Here is a 16,364-nt window from a genome sequence, read left to right as displayed (position 1 = left end):
GGCCTGTACAGCGCCGACCCGCGCAAGAACCCGGCCGCCGAATTCATCGCCATCGCCCAGGCCGGCGACCCCGCCCTCGAAGCCATGGCGGGCGGCGCAGGCAGCGGCATCGGCACGGGCGGCATGCTTACCAAGGTGCTGGCCGCAAGGCGCGCCGCCAACAGCGGGGGCCACACCGTCATTGCATCGGGACGCGAACCCGACGTGCTGCTGCGCCTGGCCAAGGGCGAACGCATCGGCACGGAACTGCGCGCCTCGCTGCCCGTGCGTTCGGCCCGCAAGCGCTGGATGGCCAATCACCTGCGGCTGCGCGGCCGCATCACCCTGGACGACGGCGCCATCCGCGCCCTGACCCAGGGCCATAAAAGCCTGCTCGCCATCGGCGTCATCGCGGTCGACGGCGAGTTCGAGCGCGGCGACGTCGTAGCCTGCATCGACCAGCAGGGCGTCGAATGCGGCCGCGGCCTGATCAACTATTCGGCCAGCGACACGCGGCGCATCATGCGCCAGCCCAGCAGCCGGATCGCCCAGATCCTTGGCAGCATGTCCGACCAGGAGCTCATGCACCGCGACAATATGGTCTTCGTGCGCCGCCAGGGCGCGGCAACACCGGCCCGGGAACAAGAACCGGAACCGCGCGCCTGATTCCGCCAGCCGGCTGACCACACGCCAAAGTGCAAGCCTCGGCCTGAAGGCCGAGGCCAAGCCAGGCTACGTCGATACGGCGCCGAAGGCGCCCCCGTATTGCGGCGAAGTAGCTCCGGCCTGTGGGCTGGAGTTCTTCACACCGGCTTTCCATAAACGTATAATTCCCAATTCATGCAGGGGTACTTGCCGCGGGTGCGGCAGGTTGAGAAAAACCCTTTGTACCAGTACGGATAATGCCGATGCTGGGAGCAACGCTTGTCTTTACCGCATTACACATAGCGCCATCCCTATTCGGCTCCATTTTCTTGGAGCGCCTCTTGAACGCCAATCCCCAGTTTCTCGCTTCCACCGCCGAGGTCGACGCGGCCGCCGTCGCCCCCTTGCCGAATTCCCGCAAAGTCTACGAGCAGGGCTCCCGCCCGGACCTGCGCGTACCCTTCCGTGAAATCTCGCAAAGCGACACACCCACCATGTTCGGCGGCGAAACCAACCCGCCGCTCACCGTCTACGACACCAGCGGCCCGTACACCGACCCGGACGCCAATATCGACATCCGCAAGGGCCTGCCAGCCCTGCGCGCCGCCTGGATACAAGAGCGCGGCGACACCGAGCAGCTTGCCAGCCCAAGCAGCCGCTACGGCCTCGAACGCCGCGCCGACACTGCGCTGGACGCCCTGCGTTTCGAGCTGCAGCGGCCCGCCCGCCGCGCCAGGGCCGGCGCCAACGTCTCGCAGATGCACTACGCCCGCCGCGGCATCGTCACCCCGGAAATGGAATTCGTCGCCATCCGTGAAAACCTGCGACAGGAACAGTACGTACAGGCGCTGCGCGACAGCGGCCCGGACGGCGAGAAGATCGCCCGCCGCCTGCTGCGCCAGCACCCCGGGCAATCCTTCGGCGCGTCCATCCCCGCGCGGATCACGCCCGAGTTCGTGCGCGACGAAGTCGCCCGGGGCCGCGCCATCATCCCGGCCAACATCAACCACCCCGAGATCGAGCCCATGGCCATAGGCCGCAACTTCCTGGTCAAGATCAACGCCAATATCGGCAACTCGGCGCTGGGTTCGAGCATCAGCGAAGAAGTCGAGAAAATGACCTGGGCCATACGCTGGGGCGGCGACACCGTCATGGATCTTTCCACTGGCAAGAACATCCACGAAACGCGCGAGTGGATCATCCGCAACTCGCCCGTTCCCATCGGTACCGTGCCCATCTACCAGGCCCTGGAAAAAGTGGACGGCAAGGCCGAGGAACTGACATGGGATATTTTTCGCGACACCCTCGTCGAGCAGGCCGAGCAGGGCGTGGACTACTTCACCATCCACGCCGGCGTGCGCCTGCCCTTCATTCCGATGACCGCCGACCGCATGACCGGCATCGTTTCCCGCGGCGGCTCCATCATGGCCAAGTGGTGCCTGGCCCATCACAAGGAAAGCTTTCTGTACGAGCGTTTCGAGGAAATCTGCGAAATCATGAAAGCCTACGACGTGAGCTTCTCGCTGGGCGACGGTCTGCGTCCGGGCTCGGGCTACGACGCCAACGACGAAGCCCAACTGGCCGAACTGCGCACCCTGGGCGAACTCACGCAGCTTGCCTGGAAACACGATGTGCAAACCATGATAGAAGGCCCCGGCCACGTTCCCATGCACCTCATCCGCGAGAACATGGAGCTGCAGCTGGAGCAATGCCACGAGGCCCCCTTCTACACGCTGGGGCCCCTGACCACCGACATCGCTCCGGGCTACGACCACATCACGTCGGGCATAGGCGCGGCCCTCATCGGCTGGTACGGCACCGCCATGCTGTGCTACGTAACGCCCAAGGAACACCTGGGCCTGCCCAATAAAAAGGATGTGAAGGACGGCATCATCACCTACAAGATAGCCGCCCACGCCGCCGACCTGGCCAAGGGCCATCCCGGCGCCGCCATCCGCGACAACGTGCTTTCGAAGGCCCGCTTCGAGTTCCGCTGGGAGGACCAGTTCAACCTGGGGCTGGACCCCGACACCGCGCGCGACTTCCACGACGAAACCCTGCCCAAGGACTCGATGAAGGTCGCCCACTTCTGCTCCATGTGCGGCCCCCATTTCTGCAGCATGAAAATCACCCAGGACGTACGCGAATACGCCCAGCAGCAAGGACTGGACGACGATCAGGCCCTGCGGCGAGGCATGCAGGAAAAAGCCGTGGAGTTCGTCAGGAAAGGCGCAAACATTTATCAGCAAACCTGACGGCAGGCTTGGCTTCGCGAACGCGGCACGAACCAGCGCCTCAAAAAAAATCGAGCCGCACGGCTCGATTTTTTTGCCGGAAGAATACCCCTGGCTCTACTGCTTGACCGCATACAGGAACAATTCGACACGCCGGTTCATGGCGCGGCCTTCCACCGTGCCGTTGTCGGCAATGGGGTTGGCCGGCCCGCGGCCCTCGGTCATGAGGCGGGACTGCGCCACGCCGTGCTGGTTCAGGTAATTGGTGACGGCGCGCGCCCTGTTGACCGACAGGGTCTGGTTGAACGCGGCGGTGCCGGTGCTGTCGGTATAGCCGATGGCCTTGGCGCGCAATTCGGGGTGCTGCGACAGCGCCCGCGCCACACTGTCCAGCACCGGCAGCAGCGCCGGCTTGAGCGCGTACTTGTTGGTATCGAACGAGACGTTGCTGGGAATGTTGACCTTCAGGCTGCCGTCCGGCATTTCGATGACGTCGATGCCCAGGCGCGAAGCGCCGGACTGCTGCACGTCTTTTTTCACGCCCGACCAGTTGTAGCCCACGATGCCGCCGGCCACTGCGCCAATGCCAGCGCCAATAAGCGCAGCCGAGCTGCTGTCGCCGATAATGGCCCCAAGGCCGGCGCCCACCGCCGCGCCAGCCCCCGCTCCCACTGCCGTGCCGCCGCCCTTGCTCATGCCGCCCATGCTTTCCTGAATGCTGGCGCAGCCCGACACCAATGCGGCCATGCCAAGGCAGGCCACCAGTTTGTTCACTCGCATCGTCGTATTCATTCTTGGTTCTCCTGAGTGTTGTTCGAATCCTGTTCGCGAGCCGTCACCCGCTGACATTATCCTAGCAAGACCTCGCTTGACCAAGTGTTACAGTTTGATTCGACAGCCAAGCAGGCCCTAATGCAGTATCCGGCTCAGGAAGAGGCGGGTACGCTCGTTGGCCGGTGCATCGAAAAAGGCTTCCGGCGTGTTTTGCTCGACGATGCGGCCCTGATCCATGAAGATGACGCGATCCGCCACCTGCCGGGCGAAACCCATTTCGTGCGTCACGCACAGCATCGTCATGCCCGCGTCCTCGGCCAGCCCGACCATGACGTCCAGCACTTCGGTGACCATCTCGGGATCCAGCGCCGACGTCGGCTCGTCGAACAGCATGACCTTGGGTTCCATGCACAAGGAGCGCGCAATGGCCACCCGCTGCTGCTGGCCGCCCGACAACTGGCCGGGATGCTTGTCCGCCTGATCCGCGATATGCACGCGCTCCAGGTAGTGCATGGCCTTTTCCTCGGCGGCCCGCCGGGGCAGGCCAAGCACCCAGACCGGCCCGAGCACAAGGTTCTCGAGCACGGTAAGGTGAGGGAAAAGATTGAAATGCTGGAAGACCATGCCGACATCGCGGCGCACCGCCTCGATGCGCTTGAGATTGCCCGTCAGCTCGACGCCGCCCACCACGATGCGCCCTTGTTGATGCTCCTCGAGCCGGTTGATGCAGCGTATGAGCGTGGATTTTCCCGAGCCCGATGGGCCGCAGATGACGATGCGCTCGCCCCTGGCCACTTCGAGGTCGATGTCGCGCAGCACCTGGAACGATCCGAACCATTTGCTGACGCCTTCCATCTGGATCATGGCCTGGGCCATATTGCCGCTCCTTTGCGATTGGTGGTTTTATTCACGCCCAGCCCATCCGCCAGGGCGCCCGGGTCAAGCCGACTCGTACTTGAGCCGCTTTTCCAGCCCCTGGCTGTAGCGCGAAATGGCATAGCAAAATACAAAATATATGCAGGCGATGAAAAGATAGGCCTCGATGCTGAAACCATGCCACTGGGCATCGGCAATCGCCGCCTTGGCGGCCTGCGTCAAATCGAAAATGCCTATCACCACCACCAGCGACGTGTCCTTGAACAGCGAAATGAAAATGCTGGCCAGAGGCGCCATCACCACCCGCAGCGCCTGCGGCAGGACTATCTTGCGCACCTGCTGCCAGTAGGTCAGCCCCAATGCGGCCGCCGCCTCGTACTGCCCCTTTGGAATCGCCTGCAGGCCGCCCCGCACGGTTTCGGCAATGTAAGCCGCCGCGAACATGATGATGGCGATCTGCGCGCGCAGCAGCTTGTCGATGGAGAAGCCCTCGGGCAGAAACAGCGGCAGCATGACCGACGACATGAACAGCAGGCTGATGAGCGGCACCCCGCGGATCAGCTCGATGTAAATGACGCTCAAGGCCTTGATGACGGGCATTTCCGAGCGCCGCCCCAGGGCCAGCAATATGCCCAGCGGAAAAGCGAAGGCGATGCCGAAGACCGACAGAATCAGGGTAAGAGGCAGCCCGCCCCAAAGGCTGTCCTCGACATGGCTCAACCCGAATACGCCGCCCCACATTAGCACCGCCGAGCAGACCAGAACCACGCACCAGGCCCCCAGCAGCCAAGGCCGCCAGAACCGCCGCACTCCGCTGCAGACAATGATGCCGACCAGCATGGCGGTGACCAGCAAGGGCCGCCACTGCTCGTCGTACGGGTACAGGCCGAACAGGATCAGCCGATGCTTGGCCGCAATGAAGGCCCAGCAGGCTCCGCCCGCCGCCTGGCATTGCTGCGGCGTCGACGCATGGAAGTCGGGCAGGACGAACAGCCATTCGACGGCTGCGGGCAGCAGCATGAGCAGCAGCCAGGCGGCAAGCACGGTAAGCAGGATGTTGGCGGGCGAGCTGAACAACCTGGCCTTGAGCCAGGCCGCCGCCCCTGCCGGCGGGATGTCGGGAGCCGCGCCGGTGGCTTCGCGCACCATGCTAACGCTCCGCCAGCGCCACGCGCCGGTTGTACCAGTTCATGAACGCCGCGATGGCCAGGCTTACCGCCAGGTAGGCGCCCATGATGATCATGATGCCCTCCAGCGCCTGGCCGGTCTGGTTCAGCGTGGTATTGACGACCGAGACGATGTCGGGGTAGCCGATGGCGACGGCCAGCGAACTGTTCTTGGTCACGTTGAGGAACTGGCTGGTCATGGGCGGCACGATGACCCGCAGCGCCTGCGGCAGCACCACCAGGCGCAAGCTGCGGGAACGCGACAGGCCCAGCGCCTCGGCGGCCTCCCATTGGCCTTTGCCGACCGACTGGATGCCCGAGCGCACGACCTCGGCGACAAAGGCCGAGGTGTATACGATAAGGCCCATGCCCAAGGCGGCGAACTCGGGGCTGACGGTAATGCCGCCCTGAAAATTGAAACCGCGCAAATGCGGCATGTCCAGCGCGACGCTGGCCCCGCTCAGCAGCCAGCCGGCCAACGGCAGGACAATCAGCAATGCGCAGGCGACAACGCCTACCGGCAGGCGCCGGCCGGCGGCAGCGGGGCGCCGGCGCGCCCAGTGCGCCAGCAACAGCGCCAATACCAGGGCCAAGGCAAGGCCCGCGGCCATCCAGTCCAGGCCGCCGCCCTGCAGGCCAGGCAGCTTGAGCCCGCGATTCGACATGAACACGCCCGGCAGCCAATGCAGGGCCTGGCGCGGGCCCGGCATGTTTTCGGTAATGACGGCGTACCAGAAGAAAAGCTGCAGCAGCAGCGGGATATTGCGCATGACCTCGACATACAGGCCGGCCAGCCGCGCCACCAGCCAGTTGCGCGACAGGCGCGCAATACCCAGCAGCGTGCCGAACACCGTGGCCGCGACGATGCAGACCAGCGAAACACGCACGGTATTGAGCAGGCCGACGAGAATGGCGCGGCCGTAGGTGTCGGCAGACGTGTAGGAAATGGGCGACTCGCCGATGGCGAAGCCCGCCTCCTGGCGCAGGAAACCAAAGCCGGTGGTGATGTTCCGGGCCGAAAGGTTGGCGAGTGTATTCGACGCCAGAAACCATGCCAGCCACGCAACCAGGGCCAGCAGCACGCCTTGATAGACCGCCGAGCGCACGCCCGGATCCTGCCAGGACAGGCGCTTGCGCATGGGTCGGGTCGCGGGTGGTTTTTTCGTCATGAATGCAGATCGGCCGCAAGGCCTTCCAAAAACAGCTTTGCCGCACGTTATCATACTCGCGGGCAGTTATACTGGCGTTTACTCAGAGGTCACTAGGCAACATGATCGAATTCCAGCACGTATTCAAGTCCTACGGGCGCGGCAGGAATATTCTGGCCGACATCAACTTTCGCATCGAGCCCGGCGAATTCGTCTTCGTCTCGGGCCCGTCGGGCGCCGGCAAATCCACCCTGCTCAAGCTCATAGGCGGCCTGGAGCCCGCCAGCCGTGGCTCCATCTCGGTAAACGGCCGGCGCATCGATCAAATGCCCCCCCGCGCCCGGCCCTACCTGCGCCGGGCGGTGGGCGTCATCCTGCAGGACACCCACCTGCTGTACGACCGCAACGCCATGCAAAACGTCATGCTGCCGCTTACCGTCATCGGGCTGGAAAACAGCGTGGCCGTCACGCGCTCGCGGGCCGCGCTTGAAAAAGTGGGGCTGCTGGGCAAAGAAGACATGAAACCCATCGAGCTGTCGGGCGGCGAGCAGCAGCGCCTGGCCATTGCCCGCGCCATCGTCAACCGGCCCTCCATACTCATCGTCGACGAGCCCACAGCCAATCTCGACCAGGACACCGCGCGGCGCATCATGGAAGTCTTCCGCGACTTCAACCGCGTAGGCGTCACCACGCTCATCGCGTCGCACGACAGGGCTCTCATGGCCTCTTACGCCACCCGCACCCTGCGCATCGACGCGGGCCGCTTCACCGACATGCAAGGAGTGGCCGCATGAGACGCTGGCTGCGACATCATCGCTACGCATTCCTGGTGGCCGTGCGCCGCCTGCTGAGCCAGCCGTTTTCATCGCTGTCCAACATGCTGGTCATCGCCCTCACGCTCGCCACGCCCATCCTGACGGCGTCCATCCTGATTTCGGCGCAGCCTGTAGCCAGGCAAGTCTCGGTGTCGCCCGAGGTCACCCTGTTCCTGAAACCCGACGCGCCCTCCAGCACGGCCCAGCAAATCGCAGCTCGCCTGCAGGCCGACTACGCGGAAAAAATCAGCGCCGTGCGCATCGCGCCGCGCGCTCAAATATACAGCCGGCTGAAGCAGGACCCCGCATGGGCCGACGCGCTGGCGGCCCTGCCCGGCAATCCCTTGCCCGACGCGGTGGTCATCACCCTGAAAGAACAGCCCGATCTGGCGCGCGACGCCGCGGCCCTGGTCCAGGAATGGAAAAAATGGCGCGAAGTAGACCGCGTCCAGCACGACAGCGCCTGGGTGCAGCGTCTTGACGCCATACTCGGCTTCGTGCGCGTGGGCCTGAGCATGCTTGCCGCCGTGGTGGCGCTGGTCGTGCTGGCCACGGTGTTCAATACCGTGCGCCTGCAGGCGCTGTCGCAGCGCGAGGAAATCGCCGTGGCCCGCCTGGTCGGCGCCACCGAAGCCTTCGTGCGGCTGCCCTTTCTGTATCTGGGCGCCCTGACCGGAATAGTCTCGGGCGTGGCCGCCGTGATACTGGCCGCGCTGGCGCTTACGCCGCTCAATGCCGCCCTGGCCCGGCTGGCCAGCAGCTACGGCACCCAATTGGCGCTGCAATTGCCGGATGCGCTCAGCCTGGCGCTGGCCGTGGTGGTCGTGGCCATTCTGGGGGCATTGGCCGCGCGCTGGTCGGTCACGCGCAACACCCGGTTCTAGGCCTCCATTTATCCCCCATGATTTCCAACCCCCAACCCGCCCTGGACCGCTTTGCCGACACCGTGGCGCAGTGGCAGCGCCAATCGGGACGGCACGGCCTGCCCTGGCAGGGCAGCCGCGACCCCTACCGCATCTGGCTGTCCGAGATCATGCTGCAGCAAACCCAGGTAAGCACGGTTATCGGCTACTACGAGCGGTTCCTCCAGCGCTTTCCGACCGTGCAGGCGCTGGCCCAGGCCACGCAGGACGAGGTCATGCCCTACTGGGCGGGCCTGGGCTACTACGCCAGGGCCCGCAATCTGCATCGTTGCGCCATCGAGGTCTGCAGCCGCTGGCACGGCGTGTTCCCGCCCGATGCCGGCGACATCATGCAGCTTCCGGGCATAGGCCGCTCTACCGCCGCCGCGATCGCCGCGTTCGCCTACGGCAAGCGCAGCCCCATCATGGACGGCAACGTCAAGCGCGTGTTCACCCGCTATTTCGGCATCTTCGGCGACCCCGCCGCAAGGGCGACGGAGAACGTCCTGTGGGAAACCGCCCAGGCGGTGCTGGACGCGGCGCCCCCCGGCCTGGACATGACCGCCTACACGCAAGGCCTGATGGACCTAGGCTCGGGCCTTTGCGGCCGCGGCAAACCCGACTGCGGCGCCTGTCCGTTGGCAAGCCGCTGCTACGCTCGCCTGGAATCCCGCCAGGCCGAACTGCCCGCACCCAAGAAAAAGAAACAAAGCGAACAGCGTCAATGCGCCATGCTGATCCTGCAGCGCGGCGACAGCATCCTGCTGGAACAACGGCCCTCGCCGGGCATCTGGGGGGGGCTGTGGAGCCTGCCCCAATACGACGATGCCGATTCGCTGCGCGCGGCATGCTCGGGCATGGGTGTAGCCGCTCTTCATGAAAACAAAATGGCCGGCCTCCAGCACGTGTTCTCGCATTTCAAGCTGCACATCGAGCCGTGGCATGTCGTGGCCAGCATCCAGGCCGTGGCCGAGCCCGGGGCCGGCCAGGCCTGGATCAAGGTAAACGAACTGGCCGCCACGGCCCTGCCGGCGCCCGTCAGGAAGATTCTGGCGGGGGTTTTCAGCTAACTAATATAGATAGTCAACGCCGCACCGGCCGGTAATGGCTGATGCTCATCAGCATTCCGCAGGCTATTCCCAGGGTCAGCAAGGCCGTGCCCCCGTAGCTCATGAAGGGCAGCGGCACGCCCACGACGGGAAGGATTCCCGTCACCATGCCGATGTTCACGAATACATAGACGAAGAACATCATCGCCATGGATCCCGCCAGCAGGCGGCCGAACTGGGTATGGGCCCGCACTGCGATGGTCAGGCCCCGCAGGATCAGCAAGCCATACAGAATGAGCAGCGAAATGCCGCCGTACAGCCCGAACTCCTCGGCAAACACCGCGAAGATGAAGTCGGTCGTGCGTTCGGGAATGAAGTCCAGGTGGGACTGCGTGCCTTGCATATAGCCCTTGCCGTAGACGCCGCCCGAACCAATGGCGATCATGGACTGGATGGTGTGGAAACCCTTGCCCAGCGGATCGGAACTGGGGTTGAGCAAGGTGCACACCCTGTGTTTTTGATAGTCGTGCAGGACCACCCAGTCGATATCCGGCTGGCAGATCTGGTTTTCGTAATACACCAGGGTTCCCACGGCCAGCACGCCCACGACGACGGCCGGCGCCAAGAGCTTGAACGACAGGCCGCCGAAATAAATGACGCAGAATCCCGCCGTGAACACCAGCATCGCCGTTCCCAGATCGGGCTGCTTGACGATGAGCGCGAAGGGTATCAGCAGCAGCACCCCGGCCACGATGAAGTCAAGAAAGCGTATCTTGCCTTGATGCCTGTGGAAGTACCATGCCAGCAGCATCGGCACGGCTATTTTCGAAATCTCGGAAGGCTGCATCCGTCCGAACCCCAGGTTCAGCCAGCGGGTGGCCCCCTTGCTGGTTTCACCGAACAGATCCACGGCCACCAGCAGCGCCACCCCCACTATGTAGACATAGGGGGCCAGGCGCATGAGCTGAGGCGGCGGGATGAGCGCCACGACCCACATGACAGCAAAAGCCAGCAGGAAATTGCGGAACTGATCGGCGAAGCGCCAGTCTGTGCCGCCCACGGCCGAATGCATGACGGTCATGCCAAGCATGGCCATCAGCACCAGGATGATCAGCAAAGGCCAGTCGAACGCCATGAAGGCCCTGGCGACCCACTGCATAAGGCGCTTCATGGCATGTCTCCATTGTCATCGGAGGCCCTGGGCACGATCGCCGCCCTATCCTGGCCGCCATTGTTCGAGTCGTCGGGCGGCAAATCCTCGGGCCTGACCACCGCATCCGGGGATTCGCCCAAGCCATCGTCGGACACGTCGTCCCTGGCCGGCGCGGAGGCGGCCGGGCTCGCAGCCGCCGTCGCTTTCCGGTCGGGCGAAAGCCAGTAGTCGAACACCTTGCGCGCAATGGGCGCGGCCACCGAAGCCCCCCAGCCGCCGTTCTCGACGATCAGCGCCAGGGCGATCTTGGGGTCGTCCGCCGGCGCATACGCCATGAACAGGGCATGGTCGCGCAGGCGCTCATCCACCGCACCCGCGCGATACTTCGAGCCGTGCAGGCTGTACACCTGAGCCGTGCCGGTCTTGCCGGCGGCCTGGTAGGTGGCGCCGGCGAAGGCGCGGCGCGCGGTGCCCGAACGCACCACGTCGGCCAGGGCGTCCTGGACCACCTTCAGGTTCTCGGGCTTCAGGGGTATGGTGTACAAGGGCTTGGTCACCGTCGGCGTCAGCGCGCCGGTTTCCGGGTTGCGCACTTGCGCGACCACGTGCGGCTTCATATAGGTGCCGTTGTTGGCCAGCACCGAGGTGGCCTGGGCCAATTGCAGCAGCGTGAACGCGTTGTAGCCCTGGCCCACCGCCACCGAAACGGATTCGCCCGCATACCAGCGTTTTTGCTCCGGCTTTTTATAGGCCTTGCGCTTCCATGCGGTAGAGGGCAGGACACCGCGCTTTTCCCCGTCCAGGTCGATGCCGGTGATCTGGCCAAAGCCAAACTGCTTGGTGAAATCGTGCAGGGCATCCACCCCGATTTCCGGCCCCAGTGAAAAGAAATACGTGTCGGACGACACGACCAGGGCCCGATGCATGTCGGTGGGGCCATATACCGCGCCGCCGGCATTGCGGAAACGCTGGCCGCCGAACTCGAAATAGCCCGGATCGGGAATCCGCTCTGTAGCGGTGCGCTTGCCAAGCTGCAGCGCGGCCAGCGCCACAAACGGCTTGTACGTCGAGCCTATGGGATAGGCGCTGGAAATGGGCCGGTCGATCAGCGGGTGATCGGGCGACTCGTTCAGTTCGCGCCAGCTTTCCACGTCGATGCCGTCCACGAACAGGTTCGGGTCGAAGGACGGCGCCGAAACCAGCGCCAGTATCCCTCCCGTCTTGGGGTCGATGGCCACCAGCGCTCCCCGCTTGCCCTCGAACTGCTCTTCGGCGACGCGCTGCAGGCCGGCATCGAGCGACAGCTTCAGGTCGGATCCCGGAACGGGGTCGATGCGCTTCAAGGTGCGCACCGGCCGCCCCGTGGCGGTCACCTCGACCTCCTCGACGCCGGTATGGCCGTGCAGCGCTTCCTCCCAGGTTTTTTCCACGCCCTTCTTGCCGATGCTGTCGGAGCCGCGATAATTGCCCATGCGGCCTTCTTCTTCCAGCCGGCTTTGGTCGGCCTCGGAAATGCGGCCTACATAGCCCAGCACATGGGCCGCCAGTTTGCCCTGCGGATACTCGCGCACCCAGCGCGCCCGCAATTCGACGCCTGGAAACTTGTAGGCATGCGCGGCGAACCAGGCCGCCTCGGTTTCGTTCAGGTTGTTGCGCAACAGCACATGCGCATAGCGCCCCGATTTATTCAGGTTCAGCTTGAAGCGCTTGCGGTTGTAGGGGCTTATGTACACGACCTCGTCAAGCGCATCCAGCATGGCGTCCATGTTTCGCTGCACATTGGCCGGCACGACCTCGAGGGTATAGTCGCGGTAGTTGCGGGCCAGCACCACCCCGTTGCGATCCAGGATTTCTCCCCGGCGCGGAGGTATGGGCACGACGGCGATGCGGTTCTGGTCGGCCCGCGCCGCCAGGCCTTCGTAGCGAACCACCTGCAGATACCACAGGCGCCCTATCAGCAGGCCAAAACACACCAGCGCGAAAACGCCCGCCACCAGGACGCGCAGCATGACTTGCCGCTTCTGGTGCAGGGTGGTTTTCTTGAACTCGAACATGGCGCCTTTCCGACCCGGCCTCAGGCCGCGCCCGAATCGATTTCTTCCTGGCGCCGCTGCGGCAGATGCAAAAGAATATCGGCCAGAGGCCAGAGCACCACGGTGAACAGCGCCGACCACAGCCAGCCCCACCCCGCCCACTCACTCGCCAGCCAGGCATGCACCAGGCTGGACAGCCCCTCGGCGATGACCACGACAGGCAGCATGTGCACGGCCTGGACCACGGGGTTGAAGTGCTGCAGCCGGCGGGTCAGGGTAATGGCGCCGTAGGCGACCAGGCTGTACACCAGCGCCTGTTCGCCCAGCAGGCCCGCGTCGTGCACGTCCATGAGCAGGCCGAAAATGAAGGCGGTAAGCATGCCCACCCGCCTGGGCTCGTTCAAGCACCAGAAGGCAATGACCAGCAGCAGGAGATCGGGGGTCGGCTGCCATAGCCGCCAGGGCAGCAGGGAGAACAGCCAGACGAGCAATATGGTGCCCCATACGAAGACGCCGCTGGACGGCCGGCGAAAGGGCGCGGAATCGATGGGCTCGAGCGAACTGAGCGACGACTTGCCCAGGCCCGGCGCGGCCGGCTTATGGTTTGTCGGATGGCGAACCACTTGGCTTGGCCTCCTGACTGGCTTCGGATTTGGTGGTGTCGGTGCGCAACACCAGGAAATGGCGGTAGCGTTCGGGATGCGACAACGGCGAGGCCACGGCGACGGCAAACCCGCTGGCCGCGTCGCGCTCGATGTGGTCGACCTTGGCAACCAGCAGCCCGGCGGGGAAATAGCCGCCCACGCCGCTGGTGATCAAGGTGTCGCCGGGAACGATGTCGGCGTCGTTCGTCAGGTAGCGCACCTCGACCTTGCCCGACGAACTGCCGCCGAACACGATGACTCGCAGGCCGTTGCGCAGCACCTGGGCGGGTATGGAGATTTTCTCGTCGGTGAGCAGCGCAGCTTCGGAAGTGAACGGGGTGACGCGTATTACCTGGCCGACCACCCCGCCTTCGTCGATGACGGGCATGCCCGGCTCGATGCCGCTGCTGGAGCCCTTGTTGAACACCAGGTGATGCGTAAAGGCGTTGGGCGGCTCGTACAGCACCTCGACGGCCACCGACGCCTGCGACACCATTTCGGAAACATTGAGCAGGCGGCGCAACAGGCGGTTTTCAGCGGCCAGTTGCGCCGCATGCGTGGAGATCTGCGCCAGTTCGATGCGCTGGCGCTGCAGCGCTTCTTTTTCGGTTCGGGCCAGCGAAGCCGCGTCGAACCAGCCATTGACGCTTTCGATGGCGTCGCGCGGCGCGAGAACCAGGCGCTGGAACGGGTACAACGCCACCGAGACGGCCTGCCGGGCCGGATCCAGCACCCGCCAGCGCGAATCGACAAGCAGCAGCGACAAGGACAGCACCACAAAGACAAACAGACGGAATTCCGCAGTCGGCCCTCGCTTGAATAACCTTATCGTGCCTTGCCCTTGCATTGCAGACTATGTCGAACCTGAAAGATGCCCGCCCCGAGCAGGCGCCGGGCATGGGGGATTAATCGTAGATGAAGACCGTGCCCAGCCGTTCGAGGTGCTCGAGCGCCTCGCCGCAGCCCCGCACCACGCAGGTAAGCGGATCTTCGGCGACCACGACCGGGAGGCCGGTTTCTTCCTGAAGCAGGCGATCCAGATCGCGCAGCAAAGCGCCGCCGCCGGTCAGGGCAATGCCCTTGTCGGTGATGTCGGCGCCCAGTTCGGGCGGCGTCTGCTCGAGGGCGGTCTTGACCGCCGAGACGATCTGGTTCAGGGGATCGGTAAGCGATTCCAGGATTTCGTTGGACGACACCGTGAAGCTGCGCGGCACGCCTTCGGAAAGATTGCGGCCCTTGACCTCGATTTCGCGGATTTCCGCGCCCGGGAACGCCGAGCCGATTTCCTTCTTGATGAGTTCGGCGGTGGGTTCGCCGATGAGCATGCCGTAGTTGCGGCGGATGTAGTTGATGATGGCTTCGTCGAACTTGTCGCCGCCGACCCGCACCGAGCCCTTGTAGACCATGCCGCCCAGCGAAATGACGGCCACCTCGGTGGTGCCCCCGCCGATATCGACGACCATGGAGCCGCTGGCATCGGATACCGCCAGGCCCGCCCCGATGGCCGCGGCCATGGGTTCTTCGATGAGGAACACCTGGCTGGCGCCGGCGCCCAGCGCCGATTCGCGGATGGCGCGGCGCTCGACCTGGGTGGAGCCGCAAGGCACGCACACGATGATGCGCGGGCTCGGCGCGAACATGCTGCGCGGATGCACCATGCGGATGAACTGCTTGAGCATTTGCTCGGTGACTGTGAAATCGGCGATGACGCCGTCTTTCATGGGGCGGATGGCCTCGATGTTGCCCGGCACCCGGCCCAACATCTGCTTGGCTTCCCGGCCCACGGCCTGAATGATTTTCTTGCCGTTATGGCTGCCGTCATGCCGGATGGCGACCACCGAGGGTTCATCCAGCACGATGCCTTTGCCACGAACATAAATAAGGGTGTTGGCGGTTCCAAGATCGATCGCCATGTCGCTGGAGAAGTAGCTGCGGAGGAATCCGAACATGTAGTGTGCTCAGTGAGATCAGGGTAAATAAAATGCCCGTTAACTAGCATGGCTATTTTCGGGCACAATTTGAACACGATTAGCAGGTTAACGGTTAAGCCTTAAATGATAACTTATAATTCAATCTGATTAATGCCTTTTGCCGGCTCGTTAACTTTGGTAACGGGTATACCCTAGGCGCAGTTCGGCCTATCGGAGCCCGCCAAACGGCATGCTGGATCCGGAAAATGGCCGCGCCATCCTTTCCACCATCCCTGCCAATTTTTTACAGTTCAATCACCCATGGCCATCACCGATCAGGACGTCACCCGCGTGGCGCGACTCGCACGCATTGCGCTTTCCTCCGAAGACAGCGCGCGCGCCCAGGAAGAACTCAACGGCATCCTCAGCCTCATCGAGCAGCTGCAGGCCGTGGACACCACGGGCATCGAACCCATGGCCCACCCGCTTTCGGCCCACCAGGACATTGCGCTGCGCCTGCGCGACGACAAGGCCGCCGGCGCCCATACCCTGGAACAGCGCCAGGCGCTGATGGCCAACTCCCCTTCCGGCACCGAGCAGGGCCTGTTCCTGGTACCCACGGTCATCGAGTAATCCCACAATGCCCATACATTCAGAATTCGACACGATTGCCGCCTTGAGGGGCGCGTTGCGCGACCACAAGGTCAGCGCCCTGGAAGTGGCCGAAAGCGCCCTCCAGGCCATAGAAGCGAACGCCAGCCTTAATGCCTTCCTGCAAGTCGATCCGCAGCTTACTCTGGATCAGGCCCGCGCCGCCGACGCCCTGCTGTCGTCCGGCCAGGCTCCCGCGCTGGCGGGCATTCCCATCGCCCACAAAGACGTGTTCGTCACGCGCGGCTGGCGCACCACGGCGGCCAGCAAGATGCTGGACGGCTACGTCAGCCCCTTCGACGCCACCGTGGTCGCCCGGCTGCAGCAGGCGGGCGCCGTATCGCTGGGCAAGCTCAACTGCGACGAGTTCGCCATGGGTTCGGGC

16 protein-coding genes are annotated in these 16,364 nt (G+C 64.3%); 7 read left to right on the top strand and 9 right to left on the bottom strand.

Annotated elements, in window-relative coordinates:
* Together VNT00_RS11415 and thiC are read left to right on the top strand one after the other, a co-directional pair.
* A partial coding sequence (locus VNT00_RS11415) for a glutamate 5-kinase (protein ID WP_325587537.1) occupies positions 1 to 645 on the top strand: 645 nt, incomplete at its 5' end.
* Positions 646 to 965: 320 nt separating this feature from the next.
* Positions 966 to 2,879, top strand: a complete 1,914-nt coding sequence (gene thiC, locus VNT00_RS11410; protein WP_325587536.1) for a phosphomethylpyrimidine synthase ThiC — start codon at positions 966 to 968, stop codon at positions 2,877 to 2,879.
* A 96-nt stretch (positions 2,880 to 2,975) separates the two neighbouring features.
* Here thiC and VNT00_RS11405 read toward each other — a convergent pair whose 3' ends face one another.
* The 4 genes from VNT00_RS11405 to VNT00_RS11390 form a co-directional block, all read right to left on the bottom strand.
* Positions 2,976 to 3,650: a YiaD family glycine zipper/OmpA-like lipoprotein gene (locus tag VNT00_RS11405; protein ID WP_325587534.1), complete on the bottom strand. Its 675-nt coding sequence runs from the start codon at positions 3,648 to 3,650 to the stop codon at positions 2,976 to 2,978.
* Between the two features lie 117 nt (positions 3,651 to 3,767).
* On the bottom strand, positions 3,768 to 4,508 hold the full coding sequence (locus VNT00_RS11400) for an amino acid ABC transporter ATP-binding protein (RefSeq protein WP_325587532.1): 741 nt from the start codon (positions 4,506 to 4,508) through the stop codon (positions 3,768 to 3,770).
* Between the two features lie 63 nt (positions 4,509 to 4,571).
* Positions 4,572 to 5,657 (bottom strand): amino acid ABC transporter permease, encoded by a 1,086-nt coding sequence (locus tag VNT00_RS11395; protein WP_325587530.1) that lies wholly within the window; start codon positions 5,655 to 5,657, stop codon positions 4,572 to 4,574.
* A 1-nt stretch (position 5,658) separates the two neighbouring features.
* Positions 5,659 to 6,843 (bottom strand): amino acid ABC transporter permease, encoded by a 1,185-nt coding sequence (locus tag VNT00_RS11390; RefSeq protein WP_325587529.1) that lies wholly within the window; start codon positions 6,841 to 6,843, stop codon positions 5,659 to 5,661.
* 101 nt (positions 6,844 to 6,944) lie between these two features.
* On the opposite strand from VNT00_RS11390, the gene VNT00_RS11385 reads away from it, so the two are divergent.
* Genes VNT00_RS11385 through mutY form a run of 3 tightly spaced genes read left to right on the top strand, consistent with a single transcriptional unit; the run spans position 6,945 to position 9,609 of the window.
* Positions 6,945 to 7,616 (top strand): cell division ATP-binding protein FtsE, encoded by a 672-nt coding sequence (locus VNT00_RS11385; RefSeq protein ID WP_325587527.1) that lies wholly within the window; start codon positions 6,945 to 6,947, stop codon positions 7,614 to 7,616.
* Positions 7,613 to 8,521 (top strand): cell division protein FtsX, encoded by a 909-nt coding sequence (locus VNT00_RS11380; protein WP_325587525.1) that lies wholly within the window; start codon positions 7,613 to 7,615, stop codon positions 8,519 to 8,521. Before VNT00_RS11385 ends, VNT00_RS11380 begins: the two co-directional genes overlap by 4 nt.
* Before the next feature lie 17 nt (positions 8,522 to 8,538).
* Entirely contained in the window at positions 8,539 to 9,609 is a 1,071-nt protein-coding gene (mutY, locus tag VNT00_RS11375; RefSeq protein ID WP_325587523.1) for an A/G-specific adenine glycosylase, read from the top strand.
* Between the two features lie 13 nt (positions 9,610 to 9,622).
* Here mutY and rodA read toward each other — a convergent pair whose 3' ends face one another.
* Genes rodA through VNT00_RS11350 form a run of 5 tightly spaced genes read right to left on the bottom strand, consistent with a single transcriptional unit; the run spans position 9,623 to position 15,367 of the window.
* Positions 9,623 to 10,759: a rod shape-determining protein RodA gene (gene rodA / locus VNT00_RS11370; protein WP_325587519.1), complete on the bottom strand. Its 1,137-nt coding sequence runs from the start codon at positions 10,757 to 10,759 to the stop codon at positions 9,623 to 9,625.
* The gene (gene mrdA, locus VNT00_RS11365) at positions 10,756 to 12,795 is read right to left on the bottom strand and encodes a penicillin-binding protein 2 (RefSeq protein ID WP_325587517.1); all 2,040 of its coding nucleotides are present in this window, start codon (positions 12,793 to 12,795) and stop codon (positions 10,756 to 10,758) included. The genes rodA and mrdA overlap by 4 nt, the downstream gene beginning before the upstream one ends.
* 20 nt (positions 12,796 to 12,815) lie before the next feature.
* The gene (gene mreD / locus VNT00_RS11360) at positions 12,816 to 13,355 is read right to left on the bottom strand and encodes a rod shape-determining protein MreD (RefSeq protein WP_325587539.1); all 540 of its coding nucleotides are present in this window, start codon (positions 13,353 to 13,355) and stop codon (positions 12,816 to 12,818) included.
* 16 nt (positions 13,356 to 13,371) lie between these two features.
* The gene (mreC, locus tag VNT00_RS11355) at positions 13,372 to 14,265 is read right to left on the bottom strand and encodes a rod shape-determining protein MreC (protein ID WP_325587515.1); all 894 of its coding nucleotides are present in this window, start codon (positions 14,263 to 14,265) and stop codon (positions 13,372 to 13,374) included.
* 58 nt (positions 14,266 to 14,323) lie between these two features.
* Positions 14,324 to 15,367 carry a rod shape-determining protein gene (locus tag VNT00_RS11350; protein ID WP_325587513.1) on the bottom strand — a complete coding sequence of 348 codons (1,044 nt, stop codon included), beginning with the start codon at positions 15,365 to 15,367 and terminating at the stop codon, positions 14,324 to 14,326.
* Between the two features lie 282 nt (positions 15,368 to 15,649).
* On the opposite strand from VNT00_RS11350, the gene gatC reads away from it, so the two are divergent.
* Together gatC and VNT00_RS11340 are read left to right on the top strand one after the other, a co-directional pair.
* Positions 15,650 to 15,961, top strand: coding sequence for an Asp-tRNA(Asn)/Glu-tRNA(Gln) amidotransferase subunit GatC (gene gatC, locus VNT00_RS11345; protein ID WP_325587511.1), 312 nt, complete (start codon positions 15,650 to 15,652; stop codon positions 15,959 to 15,961).
* Between the two features lie 7 nt (positions 15,962 to 15,968).
* The coding region (locus VNT00_RS11340) for an amidase family protein (RefSeq protein WP_325587509.1) at positions 15,969 to 16,364 on the top strand (396 nt) is incomplete at its 3' end.

The organism is Eoetvoesiella sp., from assembly GCF_035555955.1.
Taxonomy (GTDB): Bacteria; Pseudomonadota; Gammaproteobacteria; order Burkholderiales; family Burkholderiaceae_B; genus Eoetvoesia.
This window is presented reverse-complemented; position numbering and strand designations above follow the sequence as displayed.

Coding starts and splice junctions, on each gene's coding strand:
- VNT00_RS11405 (WP_325587534.1), bottom strand. CDS start 3,650: ATGAATACGACGATGCGAGTGAACAAACTGGTGGCCTGCCTTGGCATG.
- VNT00_RS11385 (WP_325587527.1), top strand. CDS start 6,945: ATGATCGAATTCCAGCACGTATTCAAGTCCTACGGGCGCGGCAGGAAT.
- VNT00_RS11380 (WP_325587525.1), top strand. CDS start 7,613: ATGAGACGCTGGCTGCGACATCATCGCTACGCATTCCTGGTGGCCGTG.
- VNT00_RS11400 (WP_325587532.1), bottom strand. CDS start 4,508: ATGGCCCAGGCCATGATCCAGATGGAAGGCGTCAGCAAATGGTTCGGA.
- gatC (WP_325587511.1), top strand. CDS start 15,650: ATGGCCATCACCGATCAGGACGTCACCCGCGTGGCGCGACTCGCACGC.
- mutY (WP_325587523.1), top strand. CDS start 8,539: ATGATTTCCAACCCCCAACCCGCCCTGGACCGCTTTGCCGACACCGTG.
- VNT00_RS11395 (WP_325587530.1), bottom strand. CDS start 5,657: ATGGTGCGCGAAGCCACCGGCGCGGCTCCCGACATCCCGCCGGCAGGG.
- VNT00_RS11350 (WP_325587513.1), bottom strand. CDS start 15,367: ATGTTCGGATTCCTCCGCAGCTACTTCTCCAGCGACATGGCGATCGAT.
- rodA (WP_325587519.1), bottom strand. CDS start 10,759: ATGAAGCGCCTTATGCAGTGGGTCGCCAGGGCCTTCATGGCGTTCGAC.
- mreC (WP_325587515.1), bottom strand. CDS start 14,265: ATGCAAGGGCAAGGCACGATAAGGTTATTCAAGCGAGGGCCGACTGCG.
- VNT00_RS11390 (WP_325587529.1), bottom strand. CDS start 6,843: ATGACGAAAAAACCACCCGCGACCCGACCCATGCGCAAGCGCCTGTCC.
- mrdA (WP_325587517.1), bottom strand. CDS start 12,795: ATGTTCGAGTTCAAGAAAACCACCCTGCACCAGAAGCGGCAAGTCATG.